21 protein-coding genes are annotated in these 25,368 nt (G+C 63.3%); 2 read left to right on the top strand and 19 right to left on the bottom strand.

Annotated features, from left to right (window positions below):
• Positions 1-129: 129 nt before the first annotated feature.
• From J3D60_RS06635 to J3D60_RS06550, 18 genes are all read right to left on the bottom strand, one after another.
• Positions 130-789, bottom strand: a complete 660-nt coding sequence (locus J3D60_RS06635) for a glycosyltransferase family 2 protein (protein WP_065941700.1) — start codon at positions 787-789, stop codon at positions 130-132.
• Entirely contained in the window at positions 786-1,385 is a 600-nt protein-coding gene (locus tag J3D60_RS06630) for an SAM-dependent methyltransferase (protein ID WP_253490527.1), read from the bottom strand. Before J3D60_RS06630 ends, J3D60_RS06635 begins: the two co-directional genes overlap by 4 nt.
• Positions 1,382-2,140: a PIG-L deacetylase family protein gene (locus J3D60_RS06625; protein WP_141157625.1), complete on the bottom strand. Its 759-nt coding sequence runs from the start codon at positions 2,138-2,140 to the stop codon at positions 1,382-1,384. The genes J3D60_RS06630 and J3D60_RS06625 overlap by 4 nt, the downstream gene beginning before the upstream one ends.
• Positions 2,137-3,135: an acyl-CoA dehydrogenase family protein gene (locus tag J3D60_RS06620; RefSeq protein WP_253490526.1), complete on the bottom strand. Its 999-nt coding sequence runs from the start codon at positions 3,133-3,135 to the stop codon at positions 2,137-2,139. The genes J3D60_RS06625 and J3D60_RS06620 overlap by 4 nt, the downstream gene beginning before the upstream one ends.
• Position 3,136: 1 nt before the next feature.
• On the bottom strand, positions 3,137-5,296 hold the full coding sequence (gene glgX / locus J3D60_RS06615) for a glycogen debranching protein GlgX (protein WP_253490525.1): 2,160 nt from the start codon (positions 5,294-5,296) through the stop codon (positions 3,137-3,139).
• A gap of 129 nt (positions 5,297-5,425) precedes the next feature.
• Positions 5,426-5,695 (bottom strand): DUF2934 domain-containing protein, encoded by a 270-nt coding sequence (locus J3D60_RS06610; protein ID WP_065941695.1) that lies wholly within the window; start codon positions 5,693-5,695, stop codon positions 5,426-5,428.
• Positions 5,696-5,719: 24 nt separating this feature from the next.
• Entirely contained in the window at positions 5,720-8,470 is a 2,751-nt protein-coding gene (locus J3D60_RS06605; protein ID WP_253490523.1) for a malto-oligosyltrehalose synthase, read from the bottom strand.
• A complete protein-coding gene (gene malQ / locus J3D60_RS06600; protein ID WP_253490521.1) occupies positions 8,467-10,551 on the bottom strand; it encodes a 4-alpha-glucanotransferase in 2,085 nt (694 codons plus the stop codon). Before malQ ends, J3D60_RS06605 begins: the two co-directional genes overlap by 4 nt.
• Positions 10,548-12,293, bottom strand: a complete 1,746-nt coding sequence (gene treZ / locus J3D60_RS06595; protein WP_253490519.1) for a malto-oligosyltrehalose trehalohydrolase — start codon at positions 12,291-12,293, stop codon at positions 10,548-10,550. Before treZ ends, malQ begins: the two co-directional genes overlap by 4 nt.
• A gap of 19 nt (positions 12,294-12,312) precedes the next feature.
• Positions 12,313-13,866, bottom strand: a complete 1,554-nt coding sequence (gene glgA, locus J3D60_RS06590; RefSeq protein WP_092484855.1) for a glycogen synthase GlgA — start codon at positions 13,864-13,866, stop codon at positions 12,313-12,315.
• A gap of 521 nt (positions 13,867-14,387) precedes the next feature.
• Positions 14,388-15,341, bottom strand: a complete 954-nt coding sequence (locus J3D60_RS06585; RefSeq protein WP_253490517.1) for a D-2-hydroxyacid dehydrogenase family protein — start codon at positions 15,339-15,341, stop codon at positions 14,388-14,390.
• A 26-nt stretch (positions 15,342-15,367) separates the two neighbouring features.
• Positions 15,368-16,369, bottom strand: coding sequence for an alpha/beta fold hydrolase (locus J3D60_RS06580; RefSeq protein WP_253490515.1), 1,002 nt, complete (start codon positions 16,367-16,369; stop codon positions 15,368-15,370).
• 44 nt (positions 16,370-16,413) lie between these two features.
• Complete coding sequence (locus tag J3D60_RS06575; protein WP_253490514.1) at positions 16,414-16,857, bottom strand: YqaA family protein; 444 nt, start codon at positions 16,855-16,857, stop codon at positions 16,414-16,416.
• 3 nt (positions 16,858-16,860) lie between these two features.
• Positions 16,861-17,307: a DUF411 domain-containing protein gene (locus J3D60_RS06570; protein ID WP_065941687.1), complete on the bottom strand. Its 447-nt coding sequence runs from the start codon at positions 17,305-17,307 to the stop codon at positions 16,861-16,863.
• An 81-nt stretch (positions 17,308-17,388) separates the two neighbouring features.
• Positions 17,389-17,847 carry an SRPBCC family protein gene (locus J3D60_RS06565; RefSeq protein ID WP_065927329.1) on the bottom strand — a complete coding sequence of 153 codons (459 nt, stop codon included), beginning with the start codon at positions 17,845-17,847 and terminating at the stop codon, positions 17,389-17,391.
• Between the two features lie 78 nt (positions 17,848-17,925).
• On the bottom strand, positions 17,926-19,920 hold the full coding sequence (locus J3D60_RS06560) for a methyl-accepting chemotaxis protein (RefSeq protein ID WP_092484838.1): 1,995 nt from the start codon (positions 19,918-19,920) through the stop codon (positions 17,926-17,928).
• Between the two features lie 155 nt (positions 19,921-20,075).
• Positions 20,076-21,623 (bottom strand): M91 family zinc metallopeptidase, encoded by a 1,548-nt coding sequence (locus J3D60_RS06555; protein ID WP_083236504.1) that lies wholly within the window; start codon positions 21,621-21,623, stop codon positions 20,076-20,078.
• Positions 21,624-21,780: 157 nt separating this feature from the next.
• Entirely contained in the window at positions 21,781-22,776 is a 996-nt protein-coding gene (locus J3D60_RS06550; RefSeq protein ID WP_253490511.1) for an aldo/keto reductase, read from the bottom strand.
• A gap of 116 nt (positions 22,777-22,892) precedes the next feature.
• On the opposite strand from J3D60_RS06550, the gene J3D60_RS06545 reads away from it, so the two are divergent.
• Positions 22,893-23,804 carry a LysR family transcriptional regulator gene (locus J3D60_RS06545; RefSeq protein ID WP_065941684.1) on the top strand — a complete coding sequence of 304 codons (912 nt, stop codon included), beginning with the start codon at positions 22,893-22,895 and terminating at the stop codon, positions 23,802-23,804.
• Here the strand turns inward: J3D60_RS06545 and J3D60_RS06540 are convergent.
• A complete protein-coding gene (locus J3D60_RS06540; protein WP_065941683.1) occupies positions 23,801-24,706 on the bottom strand; it encodes an AraC family transcriptional regulator in 906 nt (301 codons plus the stop codon). The genes J3D60_RS06545 and J3D60_RS06540 overlap by 4 nt on opposite strands.
• Positions 24,707-24,807: 101 nt before the next feature.
• Here J3D60_RS06540 and J3D60_RS06535 point away from each other — a divergent pair, with 101 nt between their 5' ends.
• A complete protein-coding gene (locus tag J3D60_RS06535) occupies positions 24,808-25,368 on the top strand; it encodes a carboxymuconolactone decarboxylase family protein (RefSeq protein ID WP_253490510.1) in 561 nt (186 codons plus the stop codon).

Below are 25,368 nucleotides of genomic sequence, written 5' to 3'. Positions count from 1 at the left end.
GACGACTCTATTTATTCACCACAGACTCCGCCGTGGTGCACGCGTGGTAATCCAACCCTGAATTACCAGCAAGGCGTCATCAGCATAGACAAGGATTGGTCGCTTTTACATTTTGCAATGTCGTTTTTTTCAAGACGCGCACATCAGGCTCTTCAAATAATCGCCGAACCCGCCCTGGGCACGGGCCTCCAGGCGCGCGCTGGTGATGACCTGCGGGGCGTGGCTCCAGGCGATGGACGCCCCGCAGCGTTCGAGGTCGCGCACCAATTGCACATCTTCGTGACAGGCCAGCGGTTCGAACCCTCCGGCCCGCACATAGGCCCCGGCACTGATGCCCAGGTTGGCGCCGTGGATATGCCGGTGACCGTCACGGGCGTGGTACGCCGCCTGGTAACGGATCTGCGCCGCCGGGTCGAACCCTTCGCTCCAGGCGTCGACGGTCACGGTGCCGCACACCGCGTCGGCGCCCAGTGCCAACTGGGCCACCAGCCAATCGGGGGCCACGCGGCTGTCGGCGTCGGTGCATGAGATCCAGCGCGCACCCTGGTTGAGCAGGTGTCGCGCACCCACCCCGCGCACATGGCCCACGTTGCGCGCCTGCACCTCCAGGCGCTGCACCGGGAACCCTTCGGCAATCGCCGCACTGGCATCGCTGCAACTGTCGAGCAGCACCAGGATCTGCACCGCTTCACCCAGCAGGCCTGGGTGACGGGCAGCCACCAATGCGGCCTCCAGACACTCGCCGAGCAGCGCCTCTTCGTTATGTACCGGGATCAGAATGCCGATCATCGCAGGCCCTCAAGGGTGGCAACCGAAGTGCCGTCACGGCTCCACAGGTCGAGTAGAAAGTCGGGTTCGTGGTGGGTGGCGACCAGGGGCATCCCCAGCCGCTCATGGAGCAGGGCATGCACCTGTTCGGCGGTCTGCGGGCACCCGTCGATCGGCGGACGCCAGTGGCAGGCCAACACCTGGCCGTTGGCGGTGAGGCTGTTGAGGGCGCGATCGATCAAGCGGCACAGGTCATCGCGGTCGAGGTAGTAGCACAGCTCGCTCAAGACGATCAGATCGAATTCGCCGGTCGGCCATTGCGCGGGCAGGCGGCTCTGCTCCACCCGGGCATGGGCAAAGCCCAGCAAGCGGCTGCGTGCCAGGGCGACGGCGGCCGAGGCGGTGTCGCAACACAAAAGGTGATCACAGCGCGGGGCCAGCTCGAAGCTCAATTCGCCATTGGCGCAACCGGGCTCGAACACCGAGGCATAGCGCGGCCGGGTCAAGAGTGCCAGGGTCAGCGCCCGTTTGCGGCGCTCGTACCAGCGTTGGCGAAAGGCCCAGGGGTCGTCGTTACCGGCAAACAGTTGATCGAAATATGGCGTCGCCACACTCATACGAATACCACTTCAAAAGGTTGTAGCAGACGCTCCACCACATAGGGCGCCAGCACCGGCGGCAGGCCGATCTGCGGGTCACCCTCCAACTGGCTGGCGAACGCATGGATGGCGTGGCGCTTGCGCGCGACGGCTTCACAGGTCAGGGGGATTTTGCGGGCACGGTGCCACGGCACTTGGCTGTTCTCGGGGGACGCCCAGTGCCAGGTCCACACCGGCAGCTCATAGAGGGTCGCACCCACCGCGTGCGCCGCCCTGGCGCTCGCGCGGCCCACGGCCTCATGGTCGCAATGGCCGTCTTCGCGCCAGGTGGTGAACACCACATCCGTGGGTTTGAGGTGGCGCTGGATAAAGGCGCTGAGCTGCTCCTCTCGCGCCGCCACCTGGCTGTCGCTGAAGCCGGCCCGCAACCATTTCAGGCTGTGCAACGGCACACCCAGGCGATGCAGGGCCTGGGCCGACTCCTGGGGGCGTACCACGCTCAAGCGCTCCACCGACCAGTGGGTGGAACCAGGGTGACTGGCGCTGCCATCGGTGACCGAAATCAATTGAATGGGCCGGCCCAACTCGGCCAAGCCCTGCAACAGGCCGCCACAGCCCAACACCTCGTCATCCGGGTGCGGGGCGATGATCACCGCGCGGTGGCCCTCGGGCACCAATTGTTCGACGCTGATCTGCGGCAGTTCGGCCATCAGCGGCGAGTCCTGCCAGCGCTGCAGGGGCGTGCCCTGGCCGACGATCGGGTTGGGTTTCATAACTGCCACCTCCCTGTGGGTTCCCCGGCGACCAGTTCGCCAAGGCCGGCCAGGTCGCGTTCGGCATGGCTCTGGCGGACATACACCGGCAGGTCCGCCATCAACTGGGCGAAGTGCGGATCCTTGCAGTACGGTCCCGCCCCCACGGCGCGGCCGACATGGCGCATGACCTGCTCGACAGTGTCCTCGATACAGGCGCGCGTCTGCTGCGCCAGTTGCCGGGCGTCAGCTTTGGGTTCGCGGTCGATCTGTTCGGCGCTGGCCCGCAGCACACAGGCGGCGCTGTTAAGGGCGCTGTCGACGGCGCCCAGGTGGGCGAGGGCGTGGGGCTCCGAGCGCTTGCTACAGTGATCGCGCAACACCTCGGCCAGGCGTTGTGCCGCACCGTACCAGCAGGCGGCGATACCGATGCCGCCATGCCAGAACCCAGGGCGCCCGAGGTAGTCGCCGGGGCCGCCCACGGCAAGGCCATGGGCGCCGTCAAAGACGACCTCGACGCTGCCGGTGGCGGCCATGCCCACGGCATTCCAACCGTCGTGGGTGACCGTGATCCCCGGTTGGTCCATCTGCACCGCCACCAATTGCTGGCCGCCTTGTTCATCCCATGCCGTCAACAAACCATGGCTGACCACCGCCGCCCCGGAACACCAGGCTTTACGCCCGTCCAGACGCAGGCGATGGCCCTCGCAGCGCACCTGCACCTTGGCATTCGGCGGTTCTGCAGCCCACATGCCCCACAGGCTGCCCAAAGGCGGCGCCGGGCTACGCAGCTCAGCAATAATCGCCAGCGCATCGGTGTGACCTTCGAACAGCTTGCACAGGCGCAGGTCATGGCCAGCCACCTGCGCCAGGCGGCTGAACCGCCCCAGGGTGTCGCCGCTGCCAGGCAGCGGCAACTGATCGAGGCCTTCCTCCTGAAGTGCCCTCAGGGCCTTGGCCAGGTCCTGCGTGTCCGCATAGTCCTGGAAGCCTTGAAGGAATCCATGCAGAGCCATGTCACACCTCGTCGTCACGCTGCAGTTCGAACAGCAGCAGCGAGCGGCCGGTCACGCCGTACTCGTGGTCGAACTCGAAGCGTTCCTGGCCACGTACCGCCGGCTCGTTGGTGTCGAGCATGCAGGTCCAGAACTCACCCTCCGGCACCGGCGGCAGGCGGAAATTGACCACGTCGTGGTGGGCGTTCACCACCAGCAACAAGGTGGCGTCGGCACCGGCGCGGCGAATCCCGGTTTCCTGGGCGCGGCCATCCATCAGCATGCCCAGGCAACGGCCGTGGCTGTCTTCCCACTGCTCGGTGGTCATCTCGTTGCCATCCGGCGACAGCCAGGTGACGTCCTTGACGCCGATGTCTTCGTTGTAGTCGCCCACCAGGAAGCGCCCACGACGCAGGATCGGGTAGGCCAGGCGCAGCTTGATCAGGCGCTTGACGAACTTGAGCAACGCCTTGCCGTCCTCGTCCAGGTCCCAGTTGACCCAGCCGATCTCGCTGTCCTGGCAGTAGGCATTGTTGTTGCCGTGCTGGGTACGTGCGAACTCATCACCGGCGACGATCATCGGCGTGCCTTGGGCCAGCAGCAGCGTGGCGAAGAAGTTGCGCATCTGGCGCAGGCGCAGTGCGTTGATTTCCGGGTCGTCGGTGGGGCCCTCGACGCCGTGGTTCCAGGACAGGTTGTTATTGCTGCCGTCCTGGTTGTTTTCGTCGTTGGCTTCGTTGTGCTTGTCGTTGTACGACACCAGGTCATGCAGGGTGAAACCGTCATGGGCGGTGATGAAGTTCACCGAACTGTACGGGCGCCGGCCACGGTGGTTGAACATCTCGCCCGAGGCGGTCATGCGCCCGGCGAAGTCTGCCAGTTGGCCGTCATCGCCTTTCCAGAACGCGCGTACGGTGTCGCGGAACCGGTCGTTCCATTCAACCCAGCCGGGCGGGAAGTTGCCCACCTGGTAGCCACCGGGGCCGCAGTCCCAGGGCTCGGCAATCAGTTTCAGCTGGCGCAGCACCGGGTCCTGGCGGCAGGCCACGAGGAAGCTGTGGCGTTCATCGAAGCCATCGCGGTAGCGGCCGAGGATGGTCGCGAGGTCGAAGCGGAAGCCGTCGACGTGCATCTCGTTGGCCCAGTAACGCAGGGAGTCGGTGACCATCTGCAGCACGCACGGGTGGCTCAGGTCCAGGGTGTTGCCGGTGCCGGAGTCGTTGATGTAGAAGCGCTTGTCATCGGGCATCAGCCGGTAGTACGAGGCGTTGTCGATGCCGCGCATGGACAGGGTCGGGCCGCGCTCGTTGCCTTCGGCGGTGTGGTTGTAGACCACGTCGAGGATCACTTCCAGCTTCTGCTCGTGCAGGTGCGCGACCATCTCCTTGAACTCGGCGATCTTGCCGCTGGCCAGGTAGCGCGGGTCGGGGGCGAAGAAGGCAATGCTGTTGTAGCCCCAGTAGTTGGTCATGCCTTTTTCCAGCAGGTGCTGGTCGTTGACGAAGGCGTGCACCGGCAGCAACTCCACCGACGATATGCCCAACTGGCGGATGTGCTTGAGCACATCATCTTCCATCAACCCGGCACAGGTGCCGCGCACGTCTTCGCCCACCGAAGGGTGGCGCATGCTGATGCCGCGCAGGTGGGTTTCGTAGATGATCGTACGGTCCCACGGCACCCGCACCGGCTGGTCGTTGCCCCAGGTGTGCGCCGGGTCGATGACCTTGCACTTGGGCACGAAGGGCGCACTGTCACGCTCGTCGAAACTGAGGTCGTCGTCCGGGTGGCCGATGGTGTAGCCGAACAGCGCTTCGGACCATTTGAGTTCGCCCACCAGTTGCTTGGCGTAGGGGTCGATCAGCAATTTGTGGTGGTTGAAGCGATGACCATTGGCCGGGTCATAAGGCCCGTACACACGGTAGCCGTAGATCAGCCCAGGGTGGGCGTCGGGCAAGTAGCCGTGGAAAATTTCGTCGGTGTATTCGGGCAATTCGATGCGCTCGAGTTCCACTTCGCCGGTGTCGTCGAACAGGCACAGTTCGACTTTCTCGGCGTTGGCCGAGAACAGCGCAAAGTTGACACCCAGGCCATCCCAGGTCGCGCCGAGGGGGAAGGGCAAACCTTCACGAATCCGCGACGGCTCGCTGCCCGGCGTCGATGGGGTCTTATGGGGTTTGCTCATTGAGTTGCTCCTGCAAGGCTATTTTTCGGGCCGAACGCGGCCCTGCTGACGAGTTTTCAGCGAATGATAAGAAGAGTGAAATCACCTTTTGCCGACCGCATCGGCAAAAGGTTGATGGCGCCGTGCGCGTTAAGCCTTGGGCTTTTTCGGCGCGGGTGGCTTCTTGGCCGCCGGCGGCGCCGGCTTGCTCGCGGCTGGCGCCGCTGGCTTGGCTTTCGCCGCAGGCTTGGGGGCGGTCTTGGGCTTGGCGGCGGGCTTGGGTTTGCTCGGCGTCAGCGCTTCGGCTTCGGCCAGCTTGCGCGCCATCTCCCAGTGGCGCGCGTCTTCCCCGTGGGGTTTGCCTTCAGACTCCCAGATCTGATGCGCCAGTTCGCGTATGCGTTTGTCTTCAGTACTCATCACAATGCTCCTCACAGAAAATTTTCAGCTTTCTTGATCATCAGGATTGATAAAGACATTGACCGGGAAATCCCCCAGGGCAGTGCTGATCAACAGCTCCTTGTCTGGTGTGACTGCGCCTGTATGAAAAAGTCCCTTCCAGTTTTGCGTTGGTGCGGCGAACGGTAATTTCACCCGTGTATCGCCCCAAACCCGCGCATTGATCTGGGGGCGCACACCGTTTTCAAGCAGCTCATGGGACCAGCGTGGCACCACCACCAGCACGCGTTTGCCCTGGTGTTCGCGGCAGAATGCGACCACCCGCTCGGCGTGTTGGCCGACCACTTCCAGCGCTGTATAGCGGCCGCTGCGGAACACCTGAGGATAGGCCTTGCGCAAGGCCAATACCTGGGCAATCAAGGTTTGTTTGATACGCCCGTCACGCCAGTTGAACAACAGTTCGCCGATGTCCGGCGGGGTATTGAGTGCCTGTTGCCGCGCGGTGAAATCCACCGGGCGACGGTTGTCCGGGTCCACCAGGCTGAAGTCCCAGAACTCATCGCCCTGGTACAGGTCCGGCACACCCGGCACGGTAAGGCGAAGCAAGGTTTGCGCCAGCCCATTCAGTGCGCCGGCGGGGGCGATGGCCTGGGCGGCGTTATTGATCGCACTGCGCAGGGGCCGACCTTCCTCCGTGAGCAGCAGGCGCGTGAGAAAAGCCTCGACCCCCTGTTCATAGGCCTCATTGGGCGCGCTCCAGCTGCTCTGCAACTTGGCTTCGCGCAGGGCTTTTTGTTGCCACTGCCACAGGCGCTGGTGATAGCCCTCGAAGTCCTCGGCCTGGTCCAGCGGCCAACTGCCCAGCAATACCTGATACAGGATCAGCTCGTCGGCGGCCGACGGTGTAGTCGCGTCGTCGCGCAACGGTGCGGCCAGGGTGCGCCAATGCTCCACGTGCTCGACGTACCACGGCGCGCACTCGCTGAGCACGGCCAGGCGCGCCCGGGTGTCTTCGCCGCGCTTGTGGTCATGGGTGGCGGTGGCCAGCAGGTTGTCGGGGAAGGCCTGCAAGCGCTGTTGATTGACGGCATGAAACTCGGCCAACGGCGCGCTGAACTGCTCGGTACTGAAGCCCACATCGTTGCGCGACAGCAGCACGGCCGAGCGGTAGAACGCGGTGTCTTCCACGGCCTTGGCCGCTGCCGGCGAGGTCAGTTGCTGGAAGCGCACGCAGGCATGCTTGAGCATCTTGCGCTCGCGGCCCACCGGACGATTGCGCCAGGGTTGGCCACCGAGCCAATTTTCCAGATGCTCGAGCACCGGCCAGTCGCCCTCGCCAAGGGTCGTGCGAGCGCCGTCCAGGGCCTGCTGGAACACCTTGTCGTCATCTGCGCTGCGACCACGGGCACTGATATAGGTGCGGTACACCGGGAAGTGCACGATCAGTTCCTGCAATGCGCGACGGATCGCGCCGAGGGTCAGGTCGCGGGTCATCACGTCGTCGCGGGCCACTTGCAACAGGGCCTGGGCCACGCTTTCAAAGTCGCCGCCCAGGGAGCCGTTGAGGATTTGCTGGCGGGCCAGCCGCGCCTCTTCGATAAACGCCGAGGGCCGTTCGCTGTGGCGCGTCCACAACTCAGCCAGCGGCGCAAAGCCCTCGGGATGGTGTTGCAGCAGCGACAGTTGGTTCATGAATTCGTAGCCGGTGGTGCCGTCCACTTGCCAGTCTTCGCGAAGGGTTTCCCCCTCGCCGAGGATTTTTTCGACGAAGATCGGCAAGTGCCGCTCGGGCGACAGCGAGTCCACCCGGCGACGCAGCTTGCGGCAGTAACCGCGCGGATCGGCCAGGCCGTCGATGTGGTCGATGCGCAGGCCATCCACCAGGCCCTGGCTGATCAGTTCGAAGATCTTGCCGTGGGTGGCTTCGAACACCGCCGTGCGCTCCACGCGCAACCCGCCCAGTTCGTTGACGTCGAAGAAGCGCCGCCAGTTGATATCGTCCGCCGCCGTGCGCCAGCTGGCCAGGCGGTAGGCCTGTTGCTCGAGCAAGTGGTGCAGACGGTTGAAGCCCTCCGGCGTACGTCCGTCGAACTCGGTCAGTCGGCGTTCGATAAGCTCGAGGACTTCGGTGGCACGCTCGGCCAACGTCTGCTTGAGCCAGGCGGCTTCGGCGTAGGCGTCATCCTGATAGGCCAGGGCGCTGAAGCGGTCGGCCAGGGGTTTGAGCAGCTCGTCGGTGCCGAGGATCGCCGCGTAATCCCGTGGGCAGATCGGGAAGCGATGTTCGTAATGCTCAACATGAAACGCGCCGTGGGCGGCATCGAAATGCAGCGTCAGCGTGCCGCTCTGCAAGGCTTCGCCGTAGTCGCTGCCGAGGAAGGGCATGAGCAATTGGCCCTTGAGCAGCGGATCGGGGGAGTGCCACTGGATATCGAAAAACTCGCTGTAGGGACTCAGCCGGCCCCATTCCAACAGGTCCAGCCACCAAGGGTTGTCGGCGCCGCCCACGGCCATATGGTTGGAGACGATATCGAGGATCAGCCCCATATCGTGCTCGCGCAGGGCCGCGACCAACCGGCGCAAGGCGGCCTCGCCACCCAGCTCGGGATTGACGCTGGTGGGGTCGACCACATCGTAGCCGTGCATGGAGCCGGCACGCGCACTCAGCAAGGGCGAGGCATAGAGATGGCTGATGCCGAGCTGGGCGAAGTACGGCACCAGCGGCACCGCATCGTCCAGGGTAAAACCTTTGTGGAATTGCAGGCGCTGTGTAGCGCGCAGGGGCAGGGCTTTCATCGGTCACGCTCATAGGCTTGGTTACGCGCGACGGCCAGCAGTTCAAGGCGGCGCGCGGCACCGGCGTTGTCGAGCAGGCTGGAGGCCTCGCCCGGCAGACGGCGGCGCCAATTGGGGTGGGTGTCGGTGGTGCCGGGCAGGTTGGCCTGTTCTTCCAGGCCCAGGGCGTCTTCCAGCGGCAACAGCACCAGCGGCGCTCGGGTGTGGCCGAGGTAGCGCACGCTGGCGTCGATCATGTGGTCGGTTTCATTGCGGATCTCATCGACGAAGTTCTGCGGGTCCTGGCTCAAGGCCTGGCGCAGCGCCTGGCGTTCACGCAGGCGGTGCTCGCTCCATTGCTCCACGGTGGGCGCATCGATCAGGTCCAACTGGACGTTCCAGTCGATATCACGGCTGTGCCACCAACCGTTGAGGGTCGGTAAATCGTGGGTACTGGTGGTGGCCAGGGCGTTATCCGGCCAGTCGAGGATCGGCTTGAACTGGCCATCGTGGCCCTGTTCGAACAACAGCACGCGCATGCCGAGGATCGAACGTGCAATGAGTTTCTCGCGCAGCCCATCGGGCACCGTGCCGAGGTCTTCACCGAGCACGATGGCCTGGTGGCGGTGGGATTCCAGCGCCAGCAGGCGCAGCAGGTCGTCCACCGGGTAATACAGGTAAGCGCCCTCGCGCGGCGAGGCGTCCATGGGGATCACCCACAGGCGTTGCAGGCCCATTACATGGTCGATGCGCAAGCCGCCGGCATGGGCGAAGTTGGCCCGCAGCATCTCGATAAACGCGCGGAAACCGTTGCGCTTGAGACCTTCGGGCGAAAACGCGGAAATGCCCCAACCCTGACCGGCGCGGTTCAGGATGTCGGGTGGCGCGCCCACGGTCAGGTCGGCCAGCAACTCATCCTGGCGGCTCCAGGCCTGGCTGCCACCGCCGTCGGCGCCGACGGCCAGGTCGGCGATCAAGCCGACGCCCATGCCGCTGCCTTTGGCGGCTTGCTGGGCGCGCTCCAGGCAACGGGCGATCAGCCATTGGCCAAAGGCGTAGAAGCCGATCTCGGCGTGGTGCTCCTCGGCGAACGCCACCAGCGCCGGGCTTTGCGGCGAGCGCCACTCTTCAGGCCAGTGGCGCCAGTCAAGGTCCTCGCCTGCAGCGGCGCGCACAGCCTGCACGGCTTCGAAGCGACAATGGTTTTCCAGCGCCTCGCCACCGGCCTGGCGAAAGCTCAGGAAGTCGGCATGCTGCGGGTGATGGCCGTGACGGAAGTCTTCATACAGAACGCGCAACAGGCGTTGTTTGGCCCGCGCAGCGGCCGGCCAGTCGATCAGACTGTGCTGTTCCAGCCCGTGCAGCTCTTCTTCCAGGCCAAGGGCTTCAATCGCGTTGCGCACCTCACGTTCACCGAGAATGCAGGCAGGCGAGGCGTACAGGCTGTTTAGGAACAGGCGGCTGGACGGCGAGTACGGGCTGTAGCGCTCGGTGTCGGCGCTGAACATCGCGTGCATCGGGCTGATCGCCAGGGCATCGGCGCCGCGTTCGGCGGCGGAACGGACCAGGTGTTCCAGGGCCAGGGTGTCGCCGAAACCGCCATCGCCCAAGCGGCGCAGTGAATACAGCTGGGCGCTCAGGCCCCACGCTCGGGCGGGTTGGTTGTCCACCGCTTCGGCCACGCTGTAGCAATGGGTGGGCGCGACCGCCAGGGTAAAGCTCTGGTTGTCGATCTGCACCTGGTGGTAGCCCAAGGCTATAACCCCGGGCAGCACGGCATCGCCGTCGAGGCGCAGTTCCAGGCTTTCGCCGTCTTCGAGGTTGACCCGGCACAGGGTGTCGGGTTCGAAGTAGCGCGCCAGGTCGAGGCCTTCACCGCTGTCGACGGTCATCAGGGGCGGCAGGCGCTTGTCTTGTTGCACCCGCTCCAATTCAAGCAGGCTGGCGTTGATGTCGGCATCGCTGTCGGCCGGGTGGCCCAGGCCTTTGAGAACCGCGCGCAGGGCGTCGGGTGTCACTCGTTGCGGGCGACCGTTTGCGTCGATCCAATCGACGGCCAGGCCCGCGCGGCTGGCGAGGATTTCCAGGTTCGCTTCGCTCAAGGGTGCTCTCCAACAGGGGATAAAGTGACGCGGGCGCTGAAGGGCGGCAGTTGCGCACCTTGCAGGGCCGGCGTTTCGAACAGGACCGGCGCGGTCGCCGGGTGATCCAGTGGCGTGGCGCTCAGGTTCAGGTCGATCTGCAACAGGCTGCCGTTACCCAGGCGCCAGCGCGCACTGACGGCGGCGTAGGCCAGCACCTGCGCGCCCAACGCCACGGCACCAGGCAGGTGCGGCACGATATGGCGATGGCGCAGGCCCAGCAGTTGGCGGTAGAGCTCAGCGTGCGGGTTATCGGCGATCACCGGGGCCGATTGCGCGAATGTCGACAGCGCGTTGGGATCCGGGATGCGTTCACGGCGCTCGGGGTCATGGAACGCGGCGAAGTCGGCAAATTCATTGCGTCGGCCTTCGCGTACCGCTTCAGCCAGTTCACCGTGGTGGTCGGTAAAAAACAGGAACGGCTCGCTCGCGTTCGCCTCATCCCCCATGAACATCAGCGGAATCATCGGCGACAACAGCAGCAGGGCGGTTGCAGCCTTGAGCGCCTGGGGCGAGCAGAGCTGGTGCAGGCGCTCGCCCAGGGCGCGGTTGCCGATCTGGTCGTGGTTCTGCAGGAATGCGACGAAGGCCGTGGGCGGTAGTTCAGCGCTCGGTTCGCCGCGCTCGTGGCCATGGCGGGTGGTTTGGCCCTGGTAGATGAACCCTTCGCCCAGGCACCGGGCAAGCTTGGCCGTGGGGTCCTGGGCAAAGTCGCTGTAATAGGCATCGGTTTCGCCGGTCAGCAACACGTGCAATACGTTATGGAAGTCATCATTCCATTGCGCGTCGAAATCCTCCTTGAGCAGGCTGGCCTGGTTCAGCTCGTTTTCCAGCATCAGCCATACATGCCGACCGGTATCCACCTGCTGGCGTACCCGATGCGCGAGTTCCTGGAGGAAACCGGGGTTGTCGATGGCGTGCACCGCATCCAGGCGCAGGCCGTCGAAGCGGTACTCAAGCAGCCACATCAGTGCGTTATCGAGGAAGAAATTCCGCACTTCGCGGCGCTCGAAGTCGATCCCGGCGCCCCACGGCGTATGCACATCTTCCTGGAAGAAGCCTTTGGCGTATTGGCCGAGGTAATTGCCGTCGGGGCCGAAGTGGTTGTAGACGACGTCGAGAATAACGGCGAGGCCGTGCTCGTGGGCGCTGTCGACCAGGTGCTTGAGTTGCTCGGGCGAGCCGTAGGAGGACTGCGGTGCATAGGGCAGTACGCCGTCATACCCCCAATTGCGCTCACCGGGAAATTGCGCCAGTGGCATCAATTCAATCGCGGTGACGCCCAGCTCGGCCAGGCGTGGCAGGTGCTTTTCGACTTCGGCGTAGCCCCCCATCGCGCCGACGTGCACTTCGTAGATCACGGCTTCGTGCCAGGGGCGGCCTTGCCAGTTGGCGTGACGCCAGGTGTAGGCGAGCGGGTCGACCACCAGGCTCCAGCCATGCACGTCCGAGGCCTGGGCCCGGGACGCGGGGTCGGGAACATCCATTTCCCCATCAATGTTGTAGCGGTAGCGCGTGCCCGCCGGGCATTTCACTTCAGTCTCGAACCAGCCATCTGCCTGGGGCAGCATGGCGATGGATTTACCGTTTTCCAATTCAACGCTGACATAAAACGCGTCTGGCGCCCACAAGGCAAAACGCGTGTGTTGCGCGTCCAGCATGATTGCGCCGTGGGGCCAGGTTTCCAAAGTCCGTAACGGCATCTATGAAGACCTCCCTTGATTATTTAGTCGATTTCCCCAAGGCCTTGGCCACCAGTTGTTCATACAGCTCGGCGTAGGGTTCCACCGCCTGGCACCAGTTAAAGGGTTGGGTCATGGCGCGGCTGCGCATGGCGTTGAGCAGGCCTTTATTGGCGAAGACCCGGAACGCGCGGCTCAGGGCTTCTTCGTAGCTTTCTACGGTGGATTCATTGAACAGGAAGCCGGTGACGCCATTCTCGATGGTGTCCGCCAGCCCGCCAGTGTTGCGAGCCACGGGCAGCGAGCCGAAGCGCTGGGCATACATCTGGCTCAGGCCGCAGGGCTCGTAGCGCGATGGCATCAGCAGGAAGTCACTGCCGGCGAACATGCGCCGCGCGTCGGTCTCGTTGAAGCCGATGCGCACACCGACCTGGCCCGGGAAGCGCAGCGCCAGTTCACGCATGGCCTGTTCTTCTTCCGGCTCGCCGCGCCCGATAATGGCGATCTGCCCGCCGTTCTCGACGATAAAGCTCGCCACCGCTTCGGTGAGGTCGAGGCCTTTCTGGTAGACCAGGCGCGAGACCACCGCGAACAGTGGGCCGGTGGAGTCATGCAGGCCGAACAGCTCGCGCACGTGGTCGGCGTTGATGGCCTTGCCTTCCCAGTCACCGATATTGAAGTTGTGGGTCAGGTGCGTGTCGGTGGAGGTTTCCCAGCTTTCATCGATGCCGTTGGGGATGCCACTGAGCAGGCCTTGCTGGGTCTTGGCGGCGAGGAAACCGTCGAGGCCGCAGCCGAATTCCGGGGTGGTGATTTCCTGGGCGTAGGTCGCGCTCACCGTGGTGATATGGCTGGAGTACGCCATGCCGGCCTTGAGGAACGACATCTTGCCGTAGAACTCCATGCCTTCCTGCTGCAACGCGTGGGGCGGGATACCCAGCTCCGGCGTCGAGGCCAGGCTGACCACGCCTTGATAGGCGAGGTTATGGATGGTGAACAAGGTCGGCGTACGTGACCCACGCCAGTGCATATAGGCGGGTGCCAGGCCGGCGGGCCAGTCATGGGCGTGCACCAGGTCCGGGCACCAGTGGATCTGGGCGAGGTTGGCGGCCATGTCGGCAGCGGCCAGGCCCAGGCGGGCGAAGCGAATATGGTTGTCCGGCCAGTCACGGCCGTTGTTGGCGCCGTAGGGCGTGCCTTCGCGCTCGTAGAGCTCGGGGCAGATCAGCACATAGATGACCAGGCCGTCCTTGAGGTCCATGCGCCCGATCTTGCACGGCGGCAGCGCGGCGTGGCCACCCAGCTCACCGATGATATGGATCGGGTTGTCGCTTTCCATCACCTGCGGGTAACCGGGGATGAGGACGCGCACATCGTGCAAATGGGCCATGGCGCGGGGCAGGGCCGCGGACACGTCGCCCAGGCCACCGGTTTTCACCAGGTCGGCGAACTCGGAGGTCACGAACAGGACTTTCTTGCGATTGGGGTTATGACTCGGGACCGGCCGCACCGTGTTGAGGTCGACTAAAGCTGTCGACCCGCCAACTGGCTGACTAACACGCTCTCCCTGAATACTTGCAGCGGCACTGATCATAGCTATCTCCACGTGTTGGTCGGCTAATGGCCCGCTGCCATTAGCTCCGATGACCGCATCCTGCGGCCAGGCGCACAAGCGCAATAACAAACTGGCAAGGCGTATGCCAGTTGCACGGTAAGCAAAAAAGAATAGATAGACGGCATCTGGTATGCACCGCTTGTGCGCGCCTTACCCTAGACCTGACCTATGGCAGAGTTCGAAAGTTTAGATTTTTTGCGGGGTTTTTGTTTTGGAAGGGACCCATCGGTCATCAGTCTAGGACAGATTCCAGAGCCTGTAGGGTTTGTGCGGGAATTTTGTAGGACAAAAAACTTGTAACCATATGCAATTGAGGAAGGCGAGAGGTTGTGGTGAGCAGGCTTGCCCTGCGCTGGAGTGCGAAGCGCTCCCAAACGATTTGGCGGCCTGCCACCCCGTTGCCGGTTTTCAGGGCCGCTTCGCGCCCCAGCGCAGGGCAAGCCTGCTCACCACGAAAATTAAGCTCACACCATTAGTGCGGGTCGCACCTTATTGGTGCGTCAGCCCAGCACCCGAATGGGTGCCCCCTCGGCCCAGGCCTGGATATCTTCGATCATCTGCTCATAGAACTGCCGGTAGTTCTGCTCACTCACGTAGCCCACATGGGGCGTGGCAAGTACGTTGGGCAGGTGTCGAAACGGGTGATCCAACGGCAGCGGCTCTTCGGCGTACACATCCAGCGCCGCGCCCGCCAGGCGACCAGTGGTCAATGCCTGCACCAGCGCCTGCTCATCCACAATCGGCCCGCGCGCGGTATTCACCAACCGGGCCGTCGGTTTCATCCAACTCAATGCTTCGGCGTCGACCAGGCCACGGCTGCGGTCGCTGAGTACCAAATGAATCGTGAGAATGTCGGCCTGCTCAAACAGCTCGCGCTTGCTGACCCAGGTCGCCCCGGCCTGCGCGGCGCGCTCCGGCGTGAGGTTTTCACTCCAGGCCAGCACCCGCATGCCGAATACCTGGGCGAACTGCGCAACCTTCTGGCCAATGCTGCCCAGGCCGAGAATGCCCAGGGTCTTGCCATGCAGGTCGCCGCCCAGTCCCACCTGCCAGCCACCCGCGCGCAATGAGTTGGCCTCGGCCAGCAGATTGCGCGTAGACGCCATGATCAGTGCCCAGGTCAGTTCCGGCGCCGCCTGCTTGTAGCTGTCGGTGCCGCACACCTGGATACCCAGGGCCTTGGCGGCGGCTATGTCGATGGCGGCGTTGCGCATGCCGCCGGTCACCAGCAACTTGAGGTTGGGCAAACCCTGCAACAGGGCTTTGTCGAAGGTCGAGCGTTCACGCATGACGCAAATGACCTCGAACGCCTTTAAACGCTCAATCATCGTGGCGGTATCGGCCGGGTAATCGTGCAGGAAGTGCACCTGCCCAACCGACTCCAGCACCGACCAATCCACCACGCCATTGGCTACATTTTGCCAATCATCAATGACTGCGATCTGTACCGACATGCACGCGTGCCTCGAAAAAAGTTGGATTAAAGGGCGTTCAAGCCCTGCAACAGCGCCTGGTGAAACTTCGCCGGCTCTTCCATCTGCGGCGCATGGCCCAGGCCTGGAAACTCTACCAGTGTGGCGTGGGGAATCAGCTTGGCCACTTGCTTGCCCAATACCGCGTAGTTGCCGATCCTGGCCTTGACCGCCGGCGGCGCAACGTCTTTGCCGATGGCGGTGGTGTCGGCGGTGCCGATGAGCAACAGGGTGGGCATCTGCAGGTTCTTGAACTCGTAGTACACCGGCTGGGTGAAGATCATGTCGTAAATCAACGCCGAGTTCCATGCGACCAGCGTGTGCCCGGTGCCATTGCTCAGGCCCGCATACATGTCGACCCAGCGCTCGTACTCAGGCTTCCAGCGCCCTACGTAATAGGTGTTGAGCTGGTACTTGCGAATCCCCTCGGCGCTGACTTTCTGTTCTCGCGCATACCATTGGTCGACGCTGAGCGAGGGCACGCCCAAGGCTTTCCAATCTTCCAGGCCAATCGGATTGACTAGCCCAAGCTGCTCGGTCTGTTCGGGGTACATCAGCGCGTAGCGGGTGGCGAGCATGCCGCCGGTGGAATGGCCAATGAGTGTGGCCTTTTGGATGCCGAGCTTTTCCAGCAGTTGATGGGTGTTGAGGGCCAATTGCTGGAAGCTGTACTGGTAGTGGTCGGGCTTGCTGGCGCTGCAGAAACCGATCTGGTCCGGTGCAATCACCCGATATCCGGCGTCGCTCAGGGCCTTGATCGTGCCTTCCCAGGTGGCGCCGCAAAAGTTCTTGCCGTGCATCAGTACCACGCTGCGACCGTTGGGTTGCCCTTTGGCCGGCACGTCCATGTAGCCCATTTGCAAGGATTTGCCTTGGGATTGGAATTGGAAATGTTCGAGGGGGTAGGGGTATTGGAAGCCTTGCAGCTCAGGGCCATAGCTGGCGGCGAACGCCGGGGCGATGCTGGCCGTCAACAGGCCGGCGATGCAAAAAGCACGGGATAGAGGCATGGGCGGGGCTCCGAACAGGGTGCTCGGATGCTCTTTGCGCGGGATTAACGGGGGATTAACACCCACTGCAAGGTCACGGCGGCGAGCACCGCGTAACGCAGGCCCTTGGCCAGGGTCACCAGCAGCAGGAACCGCCACAACGGCTCACGCATCACCCCGGCCACCAACGTCAGCGGGTCGCCAATGACCGGCACCCAACTGAGCAGCAGCGTCCAATGCCCCCAGCGCTGGTAATGATGGCGGGCCTTTTCCAGCTGCTTGTCGCTGACCGGAAACCAGCGACGCTGCTTGAAGTGCTCCACCCAGCGCCCCAGCCACCAATTGACCAGCGAGCCGAGGACATTGCCCAGGGTGGCGATACCCAGCAGCAGCCACGGGCTGTAATGCCCGCTGATCAACAGGCTGACCAGCACCGCCTCCGATTGCAGGGGCAGCAACGTCGCCGCGCCGAATGCGGCGAGAAACAGCCCCAGGTAACCCATCGGCACCGATCAGTGCGCCGGGTAGTCCGCCACCACCACATCCTGGCCGTCGCGGGTCAGGCCGATGACTTGATAGGCCTCGGCATGGCCGTCCATTTCCATGCCGGGCGAACCCATGGGCATGCCGGGGGCGGCGATACCCAGCAGGTCGTCGCGCTTGCGCAAGGCCAGTACCTGCTCGGCGGGCACATGGCCTTCGACGAACTTGCCGTCGATCACGGCGGTATGGCACGAGCCCAGGCGCGGGGCCACGCCCAGCCGTTGTTTGACCGCGCTCATGTCGGCTTCGACGTGGTCGTTGACCTTGAAGCCGTTGCTCTCCAGGTGGCTGATCCACTTTTTGCAGCAGCCACAATTGGCGTCGCGGTGCACATCGATGGGGATCAGGTCGGCGGCCTGGGCCAGGGTGGTGGTGAACAGCACTGAAAGCAGGGCCAATCGCAATGGGGTTTTCATGGAAGTCTCGTCCAATACCGGGCAGTAAGCCGGGCATTCTCCCTGCTTTTATCCATGGGACGTCGGGTTAATGTTTCAAAATTATACGGAGAGCGAGTTTTCCATCCGTTGCTTGAGCCGGTCCAGTGCAATCGCCGACAGCTCGATCATGCGTTCATGGAGGCTGGCCAACTGCAATTCGGTTTCATAGGTCAGCACGCGCTTGAACAGGGTGCCGTCGCGAAAGGGCTGCAAAAAGTAGTGGATCGAGCCGTCGACGGCCAGTGAGGTGAACACTGTCTTGAACTCGTCGGGACGCCGGGCGATCTGCACGCGGTAGCTCATGGGCACGCGCACTCCGAGCAGGTCGATCATTTCGGTAAAGCGCGCGCCGGCTGGGAGGGGGCCGCTGGTGCCGGTGTCGGCACCGAGGGAGGTGGGGTGCCATTCGTGCCAGCGATCCGGTTGGGTCACATAGTCGTAGACGGCATCGATAGGGGCCTGGATAAAACGTTCCTGACTGATCCGATCCAAGCGGACCGACTGCTCGACAGCGCGCATGGCACACCTCCTGTGTGGCTGTGAACTGTCAGAATAGTCCCACTCCCGCACATTGCACGGGAGTGTTTCAGCCATTTATCAGCGCACCTTGAACCGGCCCATCAACGCAATCACCCGGCCATTGGCGTCCAGCAGGCTTTGTGTATTGGTTTGCGTGGCATGGCCGCTCTGCACCAGCTCTTCGACCATATGTCGGATATGCACCATGCTGCGGTTGATCTCCTCGGTCACCGCGCTTTGCTGCTCGGCAGCGGTGGCGATCTGGGTGCTGAGGTCATTGATATGGCTGACCGAACCGGCCATCTCGTCGAGGCCGGTGTTCACCCGTGCCGTGGCATCCGCCGCCGACTGGCAACTGGCCTGGGTGTTCTCCATGGCCGCTACCGACGAACTGACACCGGTGGTCAGGCGCGCAAGCATTTCATTGATCTGCGAAGTGCTGGCCTGGGTACGCGCCGCCAGGGCGCGGACTTCGTCGGCCACCACCGCAAAACCACGACCCTGCTCGCCGGCCCGCGCGGCTTCAATCGCGGCGTTGAGGGCCAGCAGGTTGGTCTGGCCGGCAATCGCGCCGATCACGCCGAGGGTTTCGGTGATGCGCGCGGCGTCCTGGCGCATGTTCTCGACGGTGTGAGTGGCGCTGGCGACTTCGCCGATCAGTGCACTGACGCTGGTGGACGCTTCACCCACCACCACGCGGGAACGGTCGGCGTGTTCGTTGGCGCGCTGGGTGAACGAAGCGGTTTGCGCCGCGTTCTGCGCCACCGTATCGGCGGTGGAACTCATCTCGGTGATGGCGGTAACGGTCTGGTCGGTCTCCGAGGCGTGGCGCACCAGGATGCTGTTGGTGTGCGCCGAGGTTTGCTGCAATTGCTCAAGGCCCGATGACATGGCGCCGGTTGCCTGGGTCACTTCGCCGATCATGTCTTGCAGGTAGACGATAAAGCGGTTCACCGAATGGCCGATGGCGCCCAGTTCGTCTTCGGCGCGGATGGTGATGCGCCGCGTCAGGTCGGCATCGCCGGTGGACAGTGCGTCGATGTTGGCCTTCAGGATTTTCATGCGCTGCACCAATTGGCGAATCGCATACACCGCCAGCAGCACCAGCAGCAACACCATGGGGATCTGCAACAGGGCCAGGCTGCCGAGTACGTCATCGCGTTGGGCCGTGATCAGCGAGGTGGGCAGGGCGGTGGCGAGGAACCACGGCGTGCCTTCGATGGGACGCATGTAGAAGGTGCTGGCCACGCCCTGGTTGTCGAACTCGTTGCGCTGCAAGGCCTGGTCGCGATGGGCCAGGGCCTTGCTGACCTGGGCGGCAAAGGCCGAGGTGCCGGTCAATTCACTGATGTTCTTCAACACCACCGGGCTGCTCAGGCGCGTGCTGTTGCTGATGATCTTGCCGTCGCCTTCGACGATCAGCATCTGCCCGCCGATGTCCTTTTCCTTGCTCGCAACCAGTTCGTTGAAGAAGCCCAGGGTCACGTCGATGGTGGCCACGCCGTACGCCGCGCCGTCACGCTGGATCGCCATGGCGCAGTTGGTGCGCGGCTCCTGGCTGGCGTCGTCCTTATAGGCCGCAGCCCAGGCACATTGGCCGCGTGGCGACGCGAGGCCGCCCTTGTACCAGCTCTGGTCGTAATAGTTGGGGGCGGGGTCGCTGTTCCAGAAGGTGTTCACTGCCAGCTTGCCCGAGGCATCGCGGTGCCAGAAGGTGCTGTGCTTGTTGCGCCCCGGCGTGCGCTGGTTGGGCAGCGGCCAGATACCGCCGCCGAAGACCTTCAGCTCACCATATTGGTCGACCAGGCCCGGCAGGACCTTGTCGATGGCATCGCTGTCGAGCAGGGGAATGGTCTGGGTGATGGTGCGTTGCTGGGACTGAACCTTGTTGAGTTCGCCCTGGATCTGCTCGGCCACCTCACTGATGCGGTTGAGCACCACCTGTTCCTCGGTATGGCGCAGCGTGGGCGCGACCAGTTGGCCGATGCCGACGACCGTCAACACGAATAACACCAGGACGAACAGCACCAGGAACAGGGTATAGCGGGCTTGGATGGAACGCAGTGGGGGCATGGGGTCGTCCTTACGAAGCGTTTATTATCGACGCGGCTTTTTTGGAGCTTCGTAGGGGTATCGGCGGGGATTGGCACGTCTTTAGGTACCATGGTGCAAAGTTTATTGGGCGGGCACGTAGCGAGGCCGGCCGCCGGCTCGCTACGCCCGGCTCATCAGATGCCGTCGCCCTGATCACTGTGCTCGAATTTGTGTGTTTTTCTTAGCGGTTTACCCATCTCCTGGTTCAAGGCGTTCTCCATGAAAGGTCGCGGATTGACCGTGCTCGGCGGCGTAGACGGGTCGTTGTCGAGGTCTGCGGGTGTTGCGTTGCTGGGAATGCCAATGACCTGGCGTTCGTCATTTCGAACCGGCACCCACGCTCCGGATTGCAACTGCTCTTTGTCTTCACCGCCGAGGAATGTGCCGTTGGCGCCATTGAACGCATGGCCGTTTTCATGGAACAGGGTGGTGACGGGCACCAGGGTGTTGGTGCGGTCAGTACTCTCAAGGACTGCGTAGGGGTCATAGGCGATCGAGGCATGCCTGGCGCGGGCGCCGGGAACGCCGTCCTTGAGGGTGCCATATTGTGTCTCATCGATGTTTTCCTCTTCCTCGGACGTCTGGCTATCCGACTCAGCGCTGCCAAAATCGTAGCTGGTGTAACCTAAGGTCACCTGCCTGATCTCGACCTTTGCGCCATTGATCTCCGCCAGTTCGTCCATTTTCGCCAGGGCTTGCTGGCCAAGCGGCGAACTGCGTAGAAACTCGAGGTCATCGCTCACTTGCTGGTTGAATCCCAGCGTTCCTTCGGCCACGGTAAACGCTTGCTTGCCGGCGTTGCTGGGTTTGACCTCGGTGAAAGTCGAGCCTTTGCTGCGGTCGAACCGGTCATGGGCATTGGCGTAAATCAGATCCTTGCGCCGGTTATTCCAGATACGGTCGCGGCCTTTGCCGGTGTAGAAGGTCGTGCGGTCATGCCCGATAAGATCATCATTGCCGTTGCCGCCATGGGCAACGGTGTGCCCGCTGCCGGCGTAGAGGTGGTCATTGCCATCACCCCCATCCAGGTAGCTCTGCTTGGTCGAGGGACCATATCCGGCATAGAGACGATCCTTGCCGTTATTACCGTACATCACGGCATTGCCGCTTCCGCCGATGATCGTGTCGTCACCGTCGTTGCCGGCTGCAAGGCCCAGGCCGCTGCCCAGTCGCAGCACATCGTTACCATTGCCGCCGTACAATCTGCTCCTGCCGCCTCCGGCCTGGATGTAGTCATGGCCATCGCCGCCTTCAATGTCCACCCGCAGCTTGACGTCATCGTCGATGATCACCGTGTCATTGCCGCCTTTGGTCTCGATCCAAAGGCCCTGTGGCGGGCCTTGTTTGACGTGATTGTCGAAACCATATGACTTGCCGTTGATACACACCTGCAGCCGGTTGCCCGGCCAGTTGCGCACGTGTACGCAATCCGCGCCGTCACCGGTTTCCACCGTCAGCAGATTCAACTCGATCTTCGGGTTTTCGGGGTCTGATGTATTCCATACGATTAACCGGCCGAACTTGATATCGCCGTCGATATGCAGGGTGTGGGAACGTTCATTGTAGAGGCCTGGCGCCAGGTCGGTGGGCGGGTCATAGGGCGAAGGTTCAGGCTTGTCGTGAGCCGTAGCAACGGCGGACCGAGCCGTGGGAACGGTTGGGGAGGTGAGCGCAGAGAGCATAAGTGAGTCCTTCACGAGGGTTGTCAGATAATCCTGATTGCCTATCAGGCCTTTCCATTACGTGGAGGCACGCGTCGAAACGTTCCCGCTGCCGGAGCCGGTCATGGTGCAGGATATTTCCTGGGCGCAGCCTCGACAGCTGCGCCCGGGTTGAGCGTTATTGGTGCACCAGCCCCATGGACGTCTCGGGGTAGCGTGGCCCCGCCACAGCGCCCGACGGGAACACAGATGCCAGTGCCGCCAGCTCGGCCGGGCTCAATGTGATGTCCAGGGCGGCGACGTTTTCTTCCAGATACTTGCGCTGCTTGGTGCCCGGAATGGGGATCAGGTAATCACCCTGTGCCAGTACCCAGGCCAATGCCAGTTGCCCGGCGGTTACGCCTTTTTCGGCGGCGAGGGCCTGGACCCGCTCCACCAGTCGCAGGTTGTGTGCAAAGTTCTCGCCCTGGAAGCGCGGGCTGGAGCGGCGGTAATCGTCTTCGGCGAAGTCATCCGGGCTTTTCAGGGCCCCGGTGAGAAAGCCACGCCCCAGCGGGCTGTAAGGTACGAACGCGACACCCAGGCGTGCGCAGGCAGCCAGGCAGCCGTTGTCTTCCTGGTCACGGCTCCACAGGGAGTATTCGCTTTGCAGGGCGCTGATCGGATGCACCTTGTGCGCACGCTCCAAGGTGGTGGCGCTGACCTCGCTCAGCCCCAGGTAACGCACCTTGCCTTGGGCGACCAGCTCGGCCATGGCGCCTACGCTTTCTTCGACGGCCACCTCGGGGTCGATACGGTGCTGGTAATACAGGTCGAGGGTCTCCACGCCGAGGCGCTTCAAGGTGCCGTCGATGGCCTGGCGAATATATTCGGGCCGGCCATTCACGCCGCGCACCTCTGGGTTCGATGGGTCACGCACAAAGCCGAACTTACTGGCCAGGAACACCCGGTCGCGTTTGCCGGCAATGGCTTTGCCAATCAATTCTTCGTTGGTATGGGGGCCGTACATGTCGGCGGTGTCGAGCAAGGTGACGCCCAATTCCACGGCACGGTGCAGGGTGGCGATGGCCTCCCGGGTGTCGCTGCCCGAGGTGTAGAAGTCACTCATGCCCATGCAGCCGAGGCCGATGGCACTGACGTGGGGACCGTTCTTACCGAGTTGACGAGTGTGCATGGGTGCAGCTCCTGATGAGGTAGGACGCCATTGTTACCCTCGACAAAACCGGGATAAACCGGCTAAAAGCACTATCACTATTGGTAATTTCTAAATAATCCTCCTGGAGCCGGCCCTTGGATCGTTTTAACGCCATGCGGGTGTTTACCCGGATTGTCGAGTTGGGCGGATTTGCCAAGGCCGCCGACAGCCTGCAACTGCCGCGCGCGTCGGTGACCATCCTGATCAAGCAACTGGAGGCGCACCTGGGCGTGCAGTTGCTGCAGCGCACCACGCGCCAGGTCAGCCCCACCCTGGACGGCGCGGCGTATTACCAGCGCTGCGTACAGCTGCTCACCGACCTGGAGGAAACCGAGGCGGTGTTCTCCACTCGCCGCCAGAACCCACGCGGCACCCTGAGCGTGGATATGCCCTCGGGGATCGGGCGTTTGATTGTGATTCCCGCATTGCCGGCGTTCACCGCGCGCTATCCGCAAATCGAATTGGACATCGGCCTGAACGACCGTCCGGTGGACCTGATCCGCGAAGGTGTGGATTGCGTGCTGCGCGGCGGTCCGGCGCTGGATGAGTCGCTGGTGGCCAGGCCCTTGGCGATGATGGACCAGTTGACCCTGGCGAGCCCTGGGTATCTGGAACGCATGGGCATACCGGCGGGCCTCGACGATCTGGCCAATCACCAGATGGTCGAGTATGTCTCCACGGCCAGCGGCAAGCGGTTCGGCCTGGAGTTCCTGGTCGACAACGCCGTGCACCCGATCCAGTTGCCCAAGCGTGTGGCGGTCAACAGTTCCGATGGTTATTTCGCCGCGTGCGAAGCCGGCTACGGCCTGATTCAGGCGCCGCACTATCATGCGATGCGGCAACTGGCCGAGGGCCGCCTGGTGCCCGTGCTGGCGCAGTTGCCGGTGCCGAAAATGGCGCTGACGGCGCTGTATCCGCCCCATCGCCAGTTGTCACAGCGGGTCAGGGTGTTTGTGGACTGGCTGGTCGAACTGTGCGGCCAGCCGGGCACCGGTTTGCAACGCTAGGCCTGGGCCTTGCGATAAGCGCCGGGTTGCTGCCCGGTCACTTTGTGGAAGGCGCGGGTAAACGCCGCCACGGACTGATAACCCACCGCCACTGCGACATCCGCGACGGTCTGGTCCTGCTTGAACAATTGGCAGGCGTGGCGCATGCGCATCATCAGCAGCACCTGGCCGGGCGACTGCCCGCACAACTCAGTGAAGCGCTTGAAAAACGCCGAGCGCGACAAGCCGGTGCAGGCCGCCATGCTTTCCAGGGTCCAGGCGTCTGCCGGGCGAGCAATCAATTGTTCCAGCAGGTTCGCGAACGCCGGCTGGCGCCCCAGTGCGGCGAGGCCACCGAGTGCGTGGTTATCCAGCACTTGCTGGCGCAATACATACAGAAACAACAGGTGGCACAGGCGCTCGAGCAACGCCGCGGAAGGCGCCGGGTCGCGCTGGCACTCCTGCAGGATCAGCTCGAACAGGTTGCGGGCCGCCGTCAGCGAGGGGTCGCCGGCCCGCAGGACGATCCACGCGGGCAGGGTATCGACGATCATCGCCGACAAGCCCGACTGGAAGTGAAAGAACCCGCACACCAGCCCCACGCCGTCGCTGGCGCCGCTGTCCAGGGGCAGCATCGGGCGTCGCGGACATTCCTGTGCGCCGGCCGCCGTGGCTGCTCCGGACAACCGGTATTCCAGATCACGTAGCAGGAACACCGCGTCGCCGTTGTTCAACGCTACGGCTGTGGGTTCGCCGGCTATATGCAGCCAGCACTCGCCTTGCACGATCAGGTGGAAACTCGCGCGCGCCAGGCCGTGGGTGCTGGCATGCCAATCGCCGCAATAGCGCCCGACATGGAACAGGCTGGTGTTGAGTTCGAGGCTGTCTAATAACCAATCGACAAGTGCACTGGAAGAATTCATCTAATGGAAAGACTCAAGAGCAAGTAATCGCTACTTTAGCCTATTGAGAGGATTTCTTATAACCAACAGACTGGATACACGAACCCTCAGGAGACCGCTCCATGTCCCGTGTACCGCTGCTCACCCCGCAAACCGCGCCACCTGCCGCCAAGCCGTTGCTGGAAAACGCGCTGAAAGCCTCGGGCTTCATCCCCAATCTGCTGGGTGTGTTGGCCAACGCCCCGGCGGCGTTGGAAGCCTACATCACCGTCTCGGGCCTGAACGCCAAGGCCGAGCTGAGCCTGGCCGATCGCGAAGTGGTGCAGTTGATTGCCGCCACTACCCACGGCTGCGATTTCTGCGTCGCCGGCCACACCGCCGTGGCGCGCAACAAGGCCAAGCTGCCGGAAGAGGTGATCGACGCCCTGCGTCAGCGCGGCGAATTGCCCAATGCCCGTTATGAGACACTCGCTGCCTTTACCCGGGAAGTCATTGCCACCCGTGGCGATGTCAGCGATGCCGGTTTTGACGCGTTCCGCGCCGCCGGTTTCACCGAAGGCCAGGCCCTGGAAGTTATTTTGGGGGTGAGCCTGGCAACCCTGTGCAACTTCGCTAACGTGTTTGCCCGTACCCCGCTGAACCCGGAGCTGGCGCAATACCGTTGGGAAAAACCGGCCAGCTGA

Source organism: Pseudomonas sp. S3E17, from assembly GCF_024168685.1.
Classification (GTDB): domain Bacteria; phylum Pseudomonadota; class Gammaproteobacteria; order Pseudomonadales; family Pseudomonadaceae; genus Aquipseudomonas; species Aquipseudomonas marginalis.
The sequence above is the reverse complement of the archived record's forward strand: the minus strand, read 5'-3'. Positions and strand labels throughout refer to the sequence as shown.

Excerpts from the sequence above, each read along its gene's own strand:
- J3D60_RS06635 (WP_065941700.1), bottom strand. The coding sequence starts at position 789 with ATGATCGGCATTCTGATCCCGGTACATAACGAAGAGGCGCTGCTCGGC.
- J3D60_RS06630 (WP_253490527.1), bottom strand. The coding sequence starts at position 1,385 with ATGAGTGTGGCGACGCCATATTTCGATCAACTGTTTGCCGGTAACGAC.
- J3D60_RS06625 (WP_141157625.1), bottom strand. The coding sequence starts at position 2,140 with ATGAAACCCAACCCGATCGTCGGCCAGGGCACGCCCCTGCAGCGCTGG.
- J3D60_RS06620 (WP_253490526.1), bottom strand. The coding sequence starts at position 3,135 with ATGGCTCTGCATGGATTCCTTCAAGGCTTCCAGGACTATGCGGACACG.
- glgX (WP_253490525.1), bottom strand. The coding sequence starts at position 5,296 with ATGAGCAAACCCCATAAGACCCCATCGACGCCGGGCAGCGAGCCGTCG.
- J3D60_RS06610 (WP_065941695.1), bottom strand. The coding sequence starts at position 5,695 with ATGAGTACTGAAGACAAACGCATACGCGAACTGGCGCATCAGATCTGG.
- J3D60_RS06605 (WP_253490523.1), bottom strand. The coding sequence starts at position 8,470 with ATGAAAGCCCTGCCCCTGCGCGCTACACAGCGCCTGCAATTCCACAAA.
- treZ (WP_253490519.1), bottom strand. The coding sequence starts at position 12,293 with ATGCCGTTACGGACTTTGGAAACCTGGCCCCACGGCGCAATCATGCTG.
- glgA (WP_092484855.1), bottom strand. The coding sequence starts at position 13,866 with ATGATCAGTGCCGCTGCAAGTATTCAGGGAGAGCGTGTTAGTCAGCCA.
- J3D60_RS06585 (WP_253490517.1), bottom strand. The coding sequence starts at position 15,341 with ATGTCGGTACAGATCGCAGTCATTGATGATTGGCAAAATGTAGCCAAT.
- J3D60_RS06580 (WP_253490515.1), bottom strand. The coding sequence starts at position 16,369 with ATGCCTCTATCCCGTGCTTTTTGCATCGCCGGCCTGTTGACGGCCAGC.
- J3D60_RS06570 (WP_065941687.1), bottom strand. The coding sequence starts at position 17,307 with ATGAAAACCCCATTGCGATTGGCCCTGCTTTCAGTGCTGTTCACCACC.
- J3D60_RS06565 (WP_065927329.1), bottom strand. The coding sequence starts at position 17,847 with ATGCGCGCTGTCGAGCAGTCGGTCCGCTTGGATCGGATCAGTCAGGAA.
- J3D60_RS06560 (WP_092484838.1), bottom strand. The coding sequence starts at position 19,920 with ATGCCCCCACTGCGTTCCATCCAAGCCCGCTATACCCTGTTCCTGGTG.
- J3D60_RS06555 (WP_083236504.1), bottom strand. The coding sequence starts at position 21,623 with ATGCTCTCTGCGCTCACCTCCCCAACCGTTCCCACGGCTCGGTCCGCC.
- J3D60_RS06550 (WP_253490511.1), bottom strand. The coding sequence starts at position 22,776 with ATGCACACTCGTCAACTCGGTAAGAACGGTCCCCACGTCAGTGCCATC.
- J3D60_RS06540 (WP_065941683.1), bottom strand. The coding sequence starts at position 24,706 with ATGAATTCTTCCAGTGCACTTGTCGATTGGTTATTAGACAGCCTCGAA.
- J3D60_RS06535 (WP_253490510.1), top strand. The coding sequence starts at position 24,808 with ATGTCCCGTGTACCGCTGCTCACCCCGCAAACCGCGCCACCTGCCGCC.